Raw genomic sequence first — 14,155 nt, 5'->3', positions numbered from 1 at the left:
TTAGGTCCCTTTAGAACCAAGTTTCCATTTGCAGTGCAAACAGAACTTCACCACCATCACCCATCGTTGCAGCACCCGCATCCTGGCTAATCGAGTAGCCATTCAAGTCTTCGCTCCAATCAACGTAGCTAACTGCAAAACGTAGCTCCGGACGGTCAAAGAAACCTGCAGCGTTAGACATCTTAAGCGTTGGTGCAATTGTCGCTTTGTAAAAACTGCCACTTGCTTTATCAATCGCATTGTCTAGGTCCATGTATTGGTATGAGCCTTCATAAACCATCTCAAAGTTCTGCGTAAACTCTTGCGCTAAGCGGATGTTGAACGATGCCCACGTAAATTCATCATTTTTAGCAAAGCGATCTTGGCTGTGTTCTGCTAGCAACGCAGGTGCTACACGCCAGTTGTCGCCGATGCGTGTTACACCATAGCTAAACAAGCGTACGGCTTTTGCGTCTTCTAACAAATCTCCGTTTGAACCGATGCCTTTAAGTTCCGCACCCAATCCATCACCCATCAAAATACCGGTTTTAGAGAAGCCTTCACTCATGCCAAAGAAGTTATCGCCATGGTAGGCAAACATCGCATGTAAACCTTTGTCCGCTGCTCCTTCTACGCGATCATTATTATCAGCTGACGTCATGCCGCTCAGCATCAATTGCCAATTACCGAAGCGGTTGTTCATTGTCGCGATATAGTTTTCAACATCCGTTGACGAGCTATCAATCTCACCAAAATCACGACCATAGATCGAGAAGTTTGCTTTCCATGATTCGCTCATTTGGACGTCATACACACCAGCACCAGTGCCAGATAAGAAAACAATATCCGAGTCAAAGAAGTGAATGTCAAAGTTATCACGGTCAAATCGTTTACCAGCCCAAAACGTCGCGTCAGCAAACGCACTTGATTCAGAGAACATGCTCAACTTGTTTAGCTCAGCATATATCTGACGAACGTTTAATTGACTCTCGCTCGCCGTCCATTCGTTATTGGTTTCCGTACTATCTGCCAACATGATTCGGAACAATGCGCTGGAACCATCATCTGCAAAACGTTTGTGAATAAGGTTTGCTTCCACATAATGATCATCCTCTACCCCTAATCGCCCAACTGGAGCGCCAATAGCACCAGCTGCCGTCATGTAAGGACCAGTACCCACTGCACCATTCAGATCGTCATTAATCAGTAGCCCGGAACGAGCGTAGCCATGAAACTCAAAGCTTGAGGCTTTCTCATTTGCTTCTGTGGATGCTTTTTCTGTCTGCTCAAGTCTCTGTTCTAATTCATTAATTCGCTTTTCAAGAGCGTCAACATCTGTTGCTGCGAATGCAGGTGCAGTAACCATTCCAAGCGCTACTGCCATCGTCAAAGTGTGTAGTTTCATTTCCATAGTCTCACGTAAATTTATACTTAGGCATATTGCAAACGTTCCCAAGGAAAAATCGCAAACTTATGGTGACTTTAAATGTCCATCTAAAGCCTGAATTTCAGAGCGCTCGTACTCAGAGCGTCTCTACTACTTATATCAATGAGGGCGATAATATATAAACTTTTCGGGAACGTTACCTTTAAGAGGCCATTTTGTTACTTCTATCACGTTCAATTGTGTTACTTACAGAAAAATCATTAACCAGCGCACATTTGAATTAATTGTTAGCGCTAGAGGAAGTAGTTTGAAGGTGACAGGCTACAAAGAAGGAGTTTAATGTTCATTTGAGAGAATACTTCCTCGCTTCCCTATGCTACTTGATAGTAACTCATCTCTATTTATTGATGAAAAGTAGCAGCTAAGGTTGAACGTAACTAAGAGCGAAGCGGATCTCGATACCTCATTTCAAACAACTTGAAAGGCTGTTAAGACGAGATAAACGACCTTCATTTTCTGTGAAGAGCGCTTTGTTGTTCTAATTCAAGCTAACGAAACACTTTTTTGGACAGAAGTACGTTAGAATACATACCCTAAAGTAGTCATAGATTTATTCAACCACTGCCTGAAAATGAGCCAGCCGCTCCCATTAATCAGAATGATAAAATGCCCAATAGAGATACATGAAAAAGCCAACTGTAATCACAGTTGGCTCAGTATTTCCCCTTGAACTTTTAAGCCTTATATTGACTAGAGCGTTAGTTCGGAAAGTGTTTATTTAAGAAGTCCAAAACATGAGTAACGTACTTCTCGGTATCAAAGACAGGTGCACTGTGTCCTACACCTTCTTCAATGAAAAGTTGGTTGGTAACTCCATGCTCATCAAGCTTAGCCTTAAGTATCTCACTTTGAGATAGAGGCACTCGCTTATCCAAGGTGCCGTGTAACTGTATATATGGTGGAGTATTTTCATTCACATAACTCGTCGTTGATGCTTTCTTGGCAAGCTTTGGAATATTGTTTGGAATATCTCCTAAGAAACGAGATACAGACGATTTTTTGCTGGTTTTCTTGCCACCTTTATTACTTAACTCAAGTAAATCGGTAGGGCCAAAAAAGCTTACTACGGCTGAGACCTTGTACTTTGGTGGCTCATAGAAATCTACTTGGTTGTATGCCGAGTTAGTCGCACCAATAAAGCCAGCGAGGTGCCCGCCAGCAGAGCGTCCCATTATCACAACATTGTCCGCTTTAATACCGAGCTTTTCAGCATTGTCGTACAAATAGTTCAGTGCATCATTAATGTCTTGTACTGGTTGAGGAAAGATCGCTTCTCCACTTAAACGATAATCAACTGAAGCTAGCGCATAACCTTCATTCAACACAGACTGAAGTAATAATGGGTTCTTTTCTGGGATGGCGTCTTTGCTCCCACGTTTCCATGCACCACCATGTACCCAGACTAATAACGGGTACTGAGTATTTGATTCAACCGAAGGAGTATAAAGATCGAGTTTAATCTCTCTTTCACCTACAGTTTTGAACAAGATATCCTTCTCTACATTGAACTCCCCAGCCAAACAGACAAAGGGCATAAGTAGCAGAGAGGTCATCGCAGACTTAATTTTCGTATTCATTGTTTTGTTATTCGCTTAAAAAAGTAAGTAGATTAGAAAGTCGCTTCAGCAGCTAACCAGTAGCGTCGGCCATCTTCAATGTAGCCAAACTCTTCCTCTGTGATTTGCTCATCGAACAAGTTATAAACCGCTGCCATTAACTTCACATTCTTAGTTACACGCCAGTTCACACCGAGATCCACGTAAGTAATAGAAGGTGCCAACGTTCTTGTGCTATCACTAGTGATGTTGTTTTTCTCTTTGCCTTGATAGTTCATGCGGGCCCATGAAGCAACATCATCACGCACTGCCCAATCACCATTAAGTGAGAAGATATGTTCAGGTGCTTGTACAAGAGGCAAGCCATCATCATCGTCATTAGTGTTCTTTTCACTACGAGTATACGAGTAGGTTGCACTTAGTGTAATTGACTCTGTAATACCCTTAGATACGGAACTTTCTGCACCATAGCTGTTCGCATCATCAATGTTGACGTAAGTGCGGTCGCAACTTCTGCTATCAGTACACGTCGGATCGACAAACTCACTTTCGATCTTGTCTTTGAAGTCGCTGTAAAACAAAGTAATGTTTGCAGAAAGGTCTCGCTCATTAACGTAATACAGTCCCATCTCTGTATTGATGGAGGTTTCTGCTGTTAAGTCTGGATTACCGTAAATAGAACAACGCCCTCTACAGCTCTCTTGAACCCACTCTTCGTCCATTTGTGTCAAACTAGGTGCTCGATAACCCGTAGACACACCACCTTTTAGCGTCCAACTAGGGTCAATAGACCAGACCCCGTAAGCTCTTGGGCTAAATTGCCCGTCAAAGATCTCATTGTCGTCGTAACGTAAACCAAGGGTGAGAGCGAATGTATCCGTGAGATACCACTCGTCCTCAGCAAATACTGCCCATTGCTTGTTTTTAGAGGTCAATGACAGTTTATTATCAGTCAGATCCTTTTGCTCGAAAGATGCGCCCAGTGTTAAGTAGTGAGCATTAAGAGGCAGACCCCATTGCGTATTAATTTGACTATTCTCGACTTCTTTATCTGCACCGATATTTTTTACTGTTTCATTACTGATAAATGAAGAACTTGTACCCCAAGAGTAGTTTCCGTCGTGGCTAAAACCAATAGATTGGCGTTCATATTCTCGTACTGCAACTTGAGACTCTCGCTCCACTGATTTACCTAGAGTGGTCTCTCGCTCTTGGTTATGATTGGTGAACTCCAGAGTAAAAGTGTCATCCGAGGTAGGTGTGAGGTACAAAGAAGCTCGATAGTTGTCGAGTGTCTTACCTGCATAACCACCTTCAATTTCATCTTCTTTTCTTTCCTGATACAGTCCAGTCAAAGAAGTACTCAACAGACCATCAATGACAGGGCCAGCAAGGTAAAGCTGCCCTTGATAGCTATTTCCAGATTTTGAATTTTCTTGAAGCGTCGTTTCTGCACGCAAGCTTCCGTGCCACTCTTGATAATTTTTACGCGTAATAATATTAATCACACCCCCCAAAGCATCAGACCCATAAAGGGTTGACATAGGGCCACGTACAACTTCAATACGTTCAATTGCACTCAACGGGGGAAGCCAGTCTTGTTCAGTAAACGTACTACCATTAGTTTGAGTTTCTCGACCAGACTGCTTCCTGCCATCAACAAGAATGGCCGTATATTGAGCAGGCATACCTCGAATTGAGATATCTTGGCCATCACCACCTCCTGTAACGGTTACCCCAGGTATATCACTTAAAGCATAAGTCAAATCTTTATATGAGCGATTTTCAAGTTGCTCTCGGGTGAGAACACTTATTGTTGCTGGCGCTTCTGTGACATTCTGTTCGTAACCAGAGGCTGTAACCACTACGGTTTCCATTGCTGTTGTATTGATACCAGTCTCAGGTAACTGGTCATTTGCAACAACGACCATAGGTACAGTAATACAAGCAGAAACAACTGATGTAGAAAATAGAGAGTATGTGAAAAGAGGCTTCATATTGAATAGGCTTAAAATGTAATTGCATTTAATAATTATTATCAATTAAACCTGATTATCATAATCACTGACAAGTTAATCACTATCGAGAAAAGAGAATATCACTATCCAATATACGAATAGTTAACCACGAATTACCCGATATAAGCATTTAAGCTAAAGTATCGGTTCCAACATAGAGCTGTTTAAAGATCTCTCGTACCCATTCACACATAGGATCATCGTTAAAGCGTTTGTGCCAATATAGGAAGACTTCTTGAAAGTCCAACTGTAGCTCGGCAGGTACTTCTCGAACGATCAAGCGAGGGTCTTGACAAGCTGCCTCTGCAAAAGGTGTCGGTAGATGAAATATAATCTCAGTCTCCGCAGCGATACTTGGAGCAGAACTAAAGTTATTCAGTTGCACTGGCGCTGATAAACGCTTTTTTTTGTTCGCTAACCCTAGCTCTTGGTATTTATGCTCAAACGACAATCGCTTCTCACCCTGCAAAGAGACTTGTCCAAAGTCAAATTCGGCCAAACGCTCTGGAGTTAGCTCTAAATCGGCCAGTGGATGATAGCGGCTCATAAGCAAACGGAAAGTACGCTTAGCAACAACCATTCGATAGATATTTTGCTCAGAGCTTGGCGGTTGATGAGAGGAAAGTGCGAAATGAACATCTCCAGCCACCAACGCATCAAAATGACGTTTTGGTGCTGAGTCCAAACTGACCTTAAGGTTTGGAGCCTCTTGCCGAATCTTAGCGATAACCTTAGGCATTAAGGTATTAATCTGAGGAAGAAGGCCGTAAACCTTAACGGTGCTTGATACAGTGCTCGGATCAAACGAGTCTCTATGGGCAAGTTTTTCTAAACTGGTAATCACATTATTGATGTCTTGCCTTACTGACTCTGCTTTTGGAGTCAGTTCATAGCCGTATTTCTTGCGCACCAGTAATTCGTCATTAAAGAAAACTCTCATTTTTTGCAGTGCTCGACTTACCGCAGACTGGCTCATATTTAAAGCCATAGCGGTGTTAGATACATGCTTCTCTTCGAGCAAGTGCTTTAAAACAAAGAGCAAATTCAGATCAATTTGAGATAAGTTCACGTCAATACCACCCATCAAGCTTCCAGTAGGTGGTATAGTACATAAATCTCTAGAGTTTGTGGTAAGTGTTTTCGATACTACAAGGCACTATTGAAACACAAGTCTGGTAGCAGGACAGTTTCCGTGCTAACACGAAAAGGGGCAAAAGTGTGTTTCAGTTCTTAAATGGGGAAGTGTTTTCCTCATATACCTCAACCAATACAGCTAGCCTTTCAAGTTTACAAATTAGTCTTATATTTGCTTTATCGAAAGGCATTGAGGTTACTTACCTTGGCGAGATTTTTTAAAGTACTCAATACTGTGTTGTATACGACATTCAACACTTGTACTGTTTCCCTAACGCCAGAGCTATTCATTGACATATCAACAGTTTTTTCTTTTACATCTGGCTTGCGGGCTTCGTAAACGTAATCGAGTTAAAGCTCTTTCGACACTCGATACATCTGGAGCGAGGAGAGCCAGAATGCCCTTTTCCATGTTCACGAACGGGCTCTGTTTTATTACAGAAACGATATTGAACTTGGATAGTAACCATGAGTTAAAAACATCAGAAATCAGGTGGCTATATTAACATCTATCAACCGATTTGAGTTATGACCAATAAAAGGATAGTTAGGTTTTTATTGCGTAAATTATCGGTAAGATGAAGTCATATAACAGGCAATATTTCAGGTGTGTAGAATTATTCTATTTTAGGGATTTTGCTCTAAGTCTAAATGAATCTTTGCATTTCAATTTCAATAAAGCTTGGTTATTGATCATGTTTCTGAGTATGCGAATTATTATCAGTTATGCATATGATTGCTCATTGTCTAGTTTGACTTGTGTAACGTCACTTCAGCACGCACTACGCTGATTGTCTGTGTTTTCGTGTTGACAGTTTGGTACTAGGTAAAAATCAACAAGACTATGATTTCGAGGAACATTTTATGTTAAAGAAACTACTAAGTTGTTGTATCACCTCCGCGCTCTGTTTTCATTCTTCTCTCGCTTTTTCGCAACCCAATGAGCTTGCGGACAGTGCAGAGTTACAACAAGCTCCCAACACATTGCCTGCCACTTTGATGCTTGCACCGGACGACATCGCCATTGCAGATCGCTATATTGTGGTATTTCAACAGCCGCAAATGATGGTGAGCAATTCAACGGAATTCGAGCAATTCACGCAACAATCCGTAGACCGCATGTCTGGTTTGTATTCGATACAAGTGGAGTCGGTTTTTGACCACTCGATAAGTGGATTTGTCGCTAACTTGAGTCCTGAGCAACTAAAAGATCTGCGTTCTGATCCTCGTGTGGACTACATTGAGCAAGACAGAATCCTATCGCTTGACCCAATAGTCTCGGCAGACGCAAATCAAACCAATGCCATTTGGGGACTAGACCGAATCGACCAACGAAACTTGCCACTCGATAACAACTACAGTGCCAACTTTGATGGGACTGGGGTAACGGCTTATGTTATCGATACTGGTGTGAATAACGCGCATGTTGAGTTCGGTGGTCGCTCAGTTTCAGGGTATGACTTTGTCGATAACGATGCAGATGCAAGTGACTGTAATGGACACGGCACACACGTAGCGGGCACCATTGGCGGCAGCTTGTATGGTGTTGCGAAAAACGTCAACCTTGTCGGCGTGAGAGTATTGAGCTGTACCGGATCGGGTTCTACTTCTGGTGTTATTGCCGGTGTGGACTGGGTGGCTGCGAACGCTTCCGGACCTTCAGTCGCCAACATGAGTTTAGGCGGCGGTCAATCCGTCGCTCTGGATAGTGCGGTGCAAAGTGCGGTTCAGTCAGGTGTCAGCTTTATGCTAGCAGCAGGTAACTCCAACGCCGATGCGTGTAACTATTCTCCAGCACGCGTTGCTTCCGGAGTAACTGTCGGATCGACCACTAGCACGGATGCACGTTCGAGTTTTTCAAACTGGGGCAGTTGTGTGGATGTATTTGCGCCAGGTTCACAAATCAAATCTGCATGGTATGACGGTGGCTACAAAACCATTAGTGGCACTTCGATGGCGACGCCACATGTGGCGGGTGTAGCAGCATTGTATCTTCAAGAAAACAGTTCACTGTCTCCAAGCCAAGTAGAGGCCTTGATCGTTAGCCGCGCAACTAGCGGAAAAGTGACGGACACAAGAGGCAGCGTGAACAAGCTACTTTATAGCTTAACGGATGCAGATTGTGGCCAAGACTGCGGTGGCCCAGATCCAACACCGGACCCAGAAGGCAAATTAACCTCGGGCGTGCCAGTAAGTGGTTTAAGTGGTTCAACTGGTCAAGTAGCGTATTACTATGTTGATGTAGAAACTGGGCAGCGCTTAACCGTACAAATGTATGGTGGCAGTGGCGATGCGGATTTGTATCTCCGTTTTGGAGCAAAACCAGCACTGAATGCATGGGACTGCCGACCTTTCAAATACGGTAACAATGAAACATGTACGGTCAGTGCGACGCAAAGTGGACGTTATCACGTCATGATTCAAGGTTACTCAAACTATAGCGGTGTCAGCATTCAAGCGAGCTACTAGTTATTCTTCTCTTTACTAAAAGAGAACAAAGCCCGCTTTTCGGTGGGCTTTTCTTTTGGGAATACGGTGCTTTAGGGAATGCAGTGTTTAAGAGGAGACGCTATTCAAACGTATTGGCCTTTTGCTTCAAAAACTCAACTCGAAGCGGCATCGAAGCTTTCTATTAGTTAGTAGTACTCGCATAAGTCGGGTTCCTCAAACAAAAAAGCCCTTTACATAAGTAAAAGGCATTTTTATTTTAGATTTTGATTAACGAGCTATAATACCAACCCACCGTCAATCTTGAGCACTTGGCCTGTGATGTAGGCGCTCTTGTCTGAGGTTAGGAAAGAGACGCCACTGGCAATATCTTGAACTGAGCCCATGCGCCCTAATGGGGTTTTGCCTTCCATCATTTGAATGACTTTCTCTGGCAGGTTCTTGGTCATGTCGGTGGCGATAAAGCCTGGCGCGACACAGTTGACGCGTATCTGTGCACCCTTTCTTGAAAGTTCTTTCGCCCAGCCTTTGCTCATTGAGATGACGCCGCCTTTACTTGCGCCGTAGTTGCTCTGGCCGATATTACCATCCGTTCCCACTATAGAAGAAATGCTAACAATACTGCCTGTGCCCTGCTCTAGCATGACAGGAGCAACACGTTGGGTGAGTAAGAACACCGCTTTTAGGTTCACGTCGATCACGCTGTCCCAGTCTTGCTCTAACATATCTGGCAACAATGCATCTCGAGTGATGCCCGCGTTGTTAACCAGAGCATCGATTCTTCCGTGCTGCTCTACAACACTTTCTACTACTTCACTGACGGCTTCGGCATCACACAAGTTGACTTGATAACTGCTTAGCTGCGCCGACTGACTCCATTCCACGGGCGCTATATCTAGCCCGACAACATGGAATCCATCCTCCAGTAATTGTTCACAAATCGCTTGGCCAATACCACGAGCCGCACCAGTGACTACTGCTACTTTTTCCGGTTTCATCTTGGTCTTCCTTAAATGTTGAGATTACAAATTCGCTTGTATCCCTAGCGTTTTTTGTTTTTATGCCTAGTCGCGTTACAACTGCGCTTCTCATACGCAGGGTCTTTTATATCTTATAAAAACTATAGAAACAGTCTGGGAGTCGGATGTGAACTAATCAAGGCAACTTGATGACTATGGCAAGATCAACGTAAGAAAGTGTGTTGGAAGGCGCAAAGTTACACGATTGGAGGGCTTGGATAGAAAAGTATTGGTCTGATTAATCAAATACTACTTCATCAGACCAATATTACTTGTCTCTTAATCTCTTACAAAAGCTGGTTTTGTTATTTTCACCAGAAAAGGCTGAAGCAAGAGATTAAACAACATGCCAGCAATAAACAGGGTGATCACAATACTCGCACCACTCGGTAAGTCATAGCGAGCCGATGCGGCAATACCCGATAAGATCCCAACAATACCAATGCTGATACTGGCGACAAAGAATCGAGTTCCCTTCAATGCTGCCGCACATAAAGCTGGAATCACCAACAAAGCAAATTCTAAATAAATGCCGGTTAACTTGACCGTAATGGGCATCAGAATAGCAAAGATCAGATAAAAACCACTACCGTGCATAAACGCAGGTTTTAACCAAACCAATAGCAACATCGCAGCGGTAATGAGTGCCAAAGGCCAGACGTCTGCCCAAGTCGCCCATAACAGTTGCCCATTAAGAATGCCTTGAATAAAGTCTCCGCCGTGTGGGTCTTTGCTCACCAGCAGGATTGCCAGCGATGCAGACACGACAAACAAGCTGCCAATCATGGGCTCTAAATGCTGCTGGTATCGTTTCTCCATAAGGGCGATCAAACCGCAAAGCATCAAAGACATCACCCAAGGGCCAATCATTTCGCCAAAGAATGAGCCTGAGAACAGCGCGTATTGGCTCAACCAGTAGTGGCTAAGTGCTGCCCCCAATGCCGCGACTTGCGCCACCGCCAAATCTATAAAGATGATCTGACGATTAAGAACTTGTTGCCCCAGAACGATGTTGCCAACTAACGCAATTAAACCACACAAAACCGCAGGTAAAAGCCATGCATAATCAGCCATGGCTCAGATCTTCACAGGAACGGGCGGCACTAACACATCCAGTAAATCATCAATGACTTGATCGTACATCTCATCCAAGTTTTCACCCTCAGAAACGGTCAATGGCAGTTGAATCACAGGTTTGTCAGTATGATCTTGCAACCAGTTCGCTGGACGCTGATCCTGATGAGAGGAGTAAACAATCGCATCAAAACTGTCAGCATCTAACTTGGTAAGTGATTGCAGGTGAGATGTGGTCGGTGAAATGCCCGGTTTAGGTTCGAGATCGGCAATCTGCTTCATTCCGAGCCAATCGTACAAATAACGATACGTCGCGTGATAACCGACAACTTGCTTACCCTTTAAAGCAGCCCCTTTCTCATTCCATTCTTTAAGCTTTTTACGCCAATGAGCACGAAACTTCATACCATTCACTTGGTAACTTTGTGCGTTGTCGGGATCAATCGCTTTTAGGCGATCCGTGACTTTACGAGATAATGGAATCATGTCATTTGCCGCAAATTGAACATGTGGGTTACCGTGAGCGTGTATATCTCCCATGCTACGGTCAACGTGAGCATGAGTATCTAACATGCGCACGAAGTCCGTCGCGTAGATCATGCTCGGCGCACCATTTTGCACCGCCGCATTGCTGCTACGAACTTGCAGCATAGGTAACCACCCCACTTCTAGTTCTGCACCCGAGCACATTGCCATGTCCGCTTGGCGCATCTTCGCAATCAAAGAAGGACGAGCTTGTACGTAATGTGGGTCTTGCTTAGCCGTTGTCGCTGAATAAATACTGGCATCTGGCGCGTGGCTTTCAAGAAAGGCTTTCCATTCTGGCTCACAAACGAAAATGTTTAGAGCCAAAGCAGGCGAAGAGATGATGGCAGCTCCTGCTGCCATCATCACCAAACTGCATTTATTCAATGTCAGCTTAGAACGCATGAGCACCGTGCGCTCCAAATGTCATCACGTATTGCAGAGTGAACACGTTGTCTGTCTCGCTGTCTTGGTTATCAATGCGAGTGTATTGCGCACGGATAGTACCGAAATGAGAAGAATCCCATGCGATCATCGCATCCATTTCTTTATCATTCAGCTCAGTGAAATGCATGTGGTCGCCGTGTGCATGACCATCGTAGCTTTCTGCTTCGCCGTAACGTAGACCTGCTGACCAGCTTGGGTTGAAGCGATAAACACCCGAAACATAGTAAGCGCTTAAGTTGTCTGGTGACTCTGCATCGTTTTTATATTTGCTGTCTACCACACCGTCTAACAGCATGTATTCAGCCGATAGCGTGAAGTTGCTGTATTTGTAATTACCGTCTGGTGCCCATTTCCAAACAAAATCAGCACCGTAAAGGTTCGCACCTGTCACTGCTGCGCCATGATGGTGATCGTGCTCATGCTCTTCTTCATGACCGTGGTCGTGATCTTCGAATTCTTTAACCTTGCCGTTTTCGTTACGCAGGTAACTTAAACCAAACTGCCAACTTGAAGATTCGGAGAAGTCACTACCAAGCTTCAGCGTCGTGGTGTACACGCCAACTTCAGAACCATCTTCAACAGAAGACATTTTGCTACCACTGAGCGCTTCTACACCAAGTTTTACGTAAAGGTCGGTTGGCAACACGATGTTTGCACGTACACCATCATCGTAGTAGTGCGAGCCAAGGAAAGTACGATAAGCAATTGGACGCTCAACAAAGCTATCGGTGTGCATGTGTTGGTTATTCAGGTAACCAAAGTCAGATAGGAATCGGCCAGCGCGCACATTTACACCATATGGCAATGCCAAAGTTTCGATGAATGCCTCTTCAAGCTCTAATTCTGTATCATCACCATGACTTTCAAGAACCGCGGTCAATGCGCCGTAAAACTTGTCGTCGATATTTGATGAGAAGTTTAATTCCGTATGGCCTAGACCAAAGCCTTCTTCGCGCTCAGAATTATGACGTTGGCCATCTTGGTAGTAGCCATCAACAACAACACCAATCTGTGGGTTCGATAGTGTGTCGGCAAAAACAGGGGATGCAAAAATGCTACCGATCACGAGAGACACCAATTTCTTATTCACTACTTTTTCCTTTTTGTTATGTTATAACATTTAATTTTTCGATGTTATAATATAACAATTCTCATTACACAAGCGGAAATTTAAATTAGGCTCCGATTTCATGTTCGTACTCAATCCATGAATTGGGCTATCAACAAATGAATCAATTGATGTTTTTTATACGTATACTAATGAGAATTAGTAATTAAATAAGTAACGGAATTTCAATATGTTGAATATGGATTTTTCAAAAAGAATCGTGATAGATACTGCTCAACAGGAATGGATCGCCAGCCCTTCCAAAGGTGTGTGGCGCAAACCTTTGGAACGAGAAGCCGAAGAATCAGGGCATACCACCAGCGTCGTTAAGTACGAGCCAAATTCGCAGTTTTCGACTCATCCTCACCCTCAAGGAGAAGAAATATTGGTGCTCGAGGGGGTATTCTCTGACGAATACGGTGACTACCCTGCCGGCACTTACCTTCGTAACCCTCCAGGAAGTCAACACGCACCATTTAGCGAAGAAGGCTGTGTGATTTTAGTTAAACTAAATCAGTTCGAATCTGAGGATCTTGAAACAGTTCGCATTAATACAAACCAAGCGAGCTGGCAGAGTGGTGTCGGTGGGTTGCAAGTCATGCCGCTGCATAATTTTGAGCACGAACATGTCGCGTTGGTTAAATGGCCAAAAGGTGAGAAGTTTCAACCACACCGTCACTTTGGTGGTGAAGAAATTTTCGTATTGTCAGGAGAGTTTAGAGACGAGCTAGGTACCTATCCCGCTCTCTCTTGGATTCGAAGCCCACATATGAGCGAGCATTTTCCTTTTGTAGAGCAAGAAACGATCATTTGGGTAAAAACTGGTCACCTGCCGCTCCAAGCTCCTGCTCAGCACTCCTAATGTTTGCACACTTGGCATCGTCCATTGGAACTAAAATCGGCCCGCAATTTACGAGCCGATGATCATTTCGTCACTAAGAACCCATTATTCGCGAGTGGAGCCAGTCTTTGAGCTCAGCCCGGTTATGTTTTAACACGTTCATTTCGTGATCATCAATCGGGCTTCCTTGAAGTTCTAGTACGCGGATTTCCTTATCTAAAGCATTGTAGTTTTTAACGGTTTCAGCAAATGATGCATCGTTTTCGGTAAGCTGAGTAATGGTATCCAAATGTTCTGGGAATTCATGAGTTAATGAGTGATTTTCACCTAACATAGAGACCTCTTGGCTATTATTTGAGTACAAAATAGTGCCTAATTTTTGAGCACCACATGTATAACCGTAGCATCTAATGAGACGTTAATTCGTCGCACCGTCCACAAAAAGAACAACAAAGTTATTTTCAATTTTTCCTAGAAAGTGTTTTCTTTTTAGTCTCAATAGTCGAATGCAAAAGATGCCACTATGATCGTTCTATAATAACCCTCAACAATGAGAGCG

The 14,155-nt window shown here is 43.8% G+C and carries 11 protein-coding genes and 1 pseudogene; 2 read left to right on the top strand and 10 right to left on the bottom strand.

Annotated features, from left to right (window positions below):
* Nucleotides 1-10 precede the first annotated feature (10 nt).
* The 5 genes and pseudogenes from R7Z10_RS05915 to R7Z10_RS05895 all read right to left on the bottom strand — a co-directional run.
* Nucleotides 11-1,384 (bottom strand): carbohydrate porin, encoded by a 1,374-nt coding sequence (locus tag R7Z10_RS05915; RefSeq protein ID WP_318104339.1) that lies wholly within the window; start codon nt 1,382-1,384, stop codon nt 11-13.
* 740 nt (nt 1,385-2,124) lie between these two features.
* Complete coding sequence (locus R7Z10_RS05910) at nt 2,125-3,003, bottom strand: alpha/beta hydrolase (RefSeq protein ID WP_017819845.1); 879 nt, start codon at nt 3,001-3,003, stop codon at nt 2,125-2,127.
* 32 nt (nt 3,004-3,035) lie between these two features.
* Entirely contained in the window at nt 3,036-4,979 is a 1,944-nt protein-coding gene (locus R7Z10_RS05905; RefSeq protein WP_318104318.1) for a TonB-dependent receptor, read from the bottom strand.
* Between the two features lie 151 nt (nt 4,980-5,130).
* Complete coding sequence (locus tag R7Z10_RS05900) at nt 5,131-6,084, bottom strand: LysR family transcriptional regulator (protein WP_017819843.1); 954 nt, start codon at nt 6,082-6,084, stop codon at nt 5,131-5,133.
* Nucleotides 6,085-6,337: 253 nt separating this feature from the next.
* Nucleotides 6,338-6,604, bottom strand: a pseudogene (locus R7Z10_RS05895) (IS1-like element transposase); the annotation flags it as partial.
* A 394-nt stretch (nt 6,605-6,998) separates the two neighbouring features.
* Here R7Z10_RS05895 and R7Z10_RS05890 point away from each other — a divergent pair.
* Nucleotides 6,999-8,603 carry a S8 family peptidase gene (locus R7Z10_RS05890; RefSeq protein ID WP_318104316.1) on the top strand — a complete coding sequence of 535 codons (1,605 nt, stop codon included), beginning with the start codon at nt 6,999-7,001 and terminating at the stop codon, nt 8,601-8,603.
* 257 nt (nt 8,604-8,860) lie between these two features.
* On the opposite strand, the gene fabG is transcribed toward R7Z10_RS05890, so the two are convergent.
* From fabG to R7Z10_RS05870, 4 genes are all read right to left on the bottom strand, one after another.
* Nucleotides 8,861-9,580, bottom strand: coding sequence for a 3-oxoacyl-ACP reductase FabG (fabG, locus tag R7Z10_RS05885; RefSeq protein ID WP_206970363.1), 720 nt, complete (start codon nt 9,578-9,580; stop codon nt 8,861-8,863).
* 300 nt (nt 9,581-9,880) lie between these two features.
* Nucleotides 9,881-10,675 carry a metal ABC transporter permease gene (locus R7Z10_RS05880; protein ID WP_318076048.1) on the bottom strand — a complete coding sequence of 265 codons (795 nt, stop codon included), beginning with the start codon at nt 10,673-10,675 and terminating at the stop codon, nt 9,881-9,883.
* Between the two features lie 3 nt (nt 10,676-10,678).
* Complete coding sequence (locus R7Z10_RS05875; RefSeq protein ID WP_171342629.1) at nt 10,679-11,605, bottom strand: metal ABC transporter solute-binding protein, Zn/Mn family; 927 nt, start codon at nt 11,603-11,605, stop codon at nt 10,679-10,681.
* The gene (locus R7Z10_RS05870) at nt 11,595-12,737 is read right to left on the bottom strand and encodes a hypothetical protein (protein ID WP_171345897.1); all 1,143 of its coding nucleotides are present in this window, start codon (nt 12,735-12,737) and stop codon (nt 11,595-11,597) included. The genes R7Z10_RS05875 and R7Z10_RS05870 overlap by 11 nt, the downstream gene beginning before the upstream one ends.
* A 208-nt stretch (nt 12,738-12,945) precedes the next feature.
* Here R7Z10_RS05870 and R7Z10_RS05865 point away from each other — a divergent pair, with 208 nt between their 5' ends.
* On the top strand, nt 12,946-13,617 hold the full coding sequence (locus tag R7Z10_RS05865) for a cupin domain-containing protein (RefSeq protein WP_171345898.1): 672 nt from the start codon (nt 12,946-12,948) through the stop codon (nt 13,615-13,617).
* Nucleotides 13,618-13,690: 73 nt separating this feature from the next.
* On the opposite strand, the gene R7Z10_RS05860 is transcribed toward R7Z10_RS05865, so the two are convergent.
* Nucleotides 13,691-13,930 (bottom strand): YdcH family protein, encoded by a 240-nt coding sequence (locus R7Z10_RS05860; protein ID WP_005373737.1) that lies wholly within the window; start codon nt 13,928-13,930, stop codon nt 13,691-13,693.
* Between the last annotated feature and the right edge of the window lie 225 nt (nt 13,931-14,155).

Source organism: Vibrio sp. Vb1018 (assembly GCF_033338775.1).
GTDB lineage: Bacteria > Pseudomonadota > Gammaproteobacteria > Enterobacterales > Vibrionaceae > Vibrio > Vibrio alginolyticus.
Note: the sequence above shows the minus strand (reverse complement) of the source record. Positions and strands in the feature narration are given on the sequence as shown.

Bases quoted from the DNA above. Each gene is read 5' to 3' on its own strand.
- R7Z10_RS05910 (WP_017819845.1), bottom strand. From the start codon at position 3,003: ATGAATACGAAAATTAAGTCTGCGATGACCTCTCTGCTACTTATGCCC.
- R7Z10_RS05905 (WP_318104318.1), bottom strand. From the start codon at position 4,979: ATGAAGCCTCTTTTCACATACTCTCTATTTTCTACATCAGTTGTTTCT.
- R7Z10_RS05880 (WP_318076048.1), bottom strand. From the start codon at position 10,675: ATGGCTGATTATGCATGGCTTTTACCTGCGGTTTTGTGTGGTTTAATT.
- fabG (WP_206970363.1), bottom strand. From the start codon at position 9,580: ATGAAACCGGAAAAAGTAGCAGTAGTCACTGGTGCGGCTCGTGGTATT.
- R7Z10_RS05915 (WP_318104339.1), bottom strand. From the start codon at position 1,384: ATGAAACTACACACTTTGACGATGGCAGTAGCGCTTGGAATGGTTACT.
- R7Z10_RS05865 (WP_171345898.1), top strand. From the start codon at position 12,946: ATGTTGAATATGGATTTTTCAAAAAGAATCGTGATAGATACTGCTCAA.
- R7Z10_RS05860 (WP_005373737.1), bottom strand. From the start codon at position 13,930: ATGTTAGGTGAAAATCACTCATTAACTCATGAATTCCCAGAACATTTG.
- R7Z10_RS05890 (WP_318104316.1), top strand. From the start codon at position 6,999: ATGTTAAAGAAACTACTAAGTTGTTGTATCACCTCCGCGCTCTGTTTT.
- R7Z10_RS05875 (WP_171342629.1), bottom strand. From the start codon at position 11,605: ATGCGTTCTAAGCTGACATTGAATAAATGCAGTTTGGTGATGATGGCA.
- R7Z10_RS05900 (WP_017819843.1), bottom strand. From the start codon at position 6,084: ATGGGTGGTATTGACGTGAACTTATCTCAAATTGATCTGAATTTGCTC.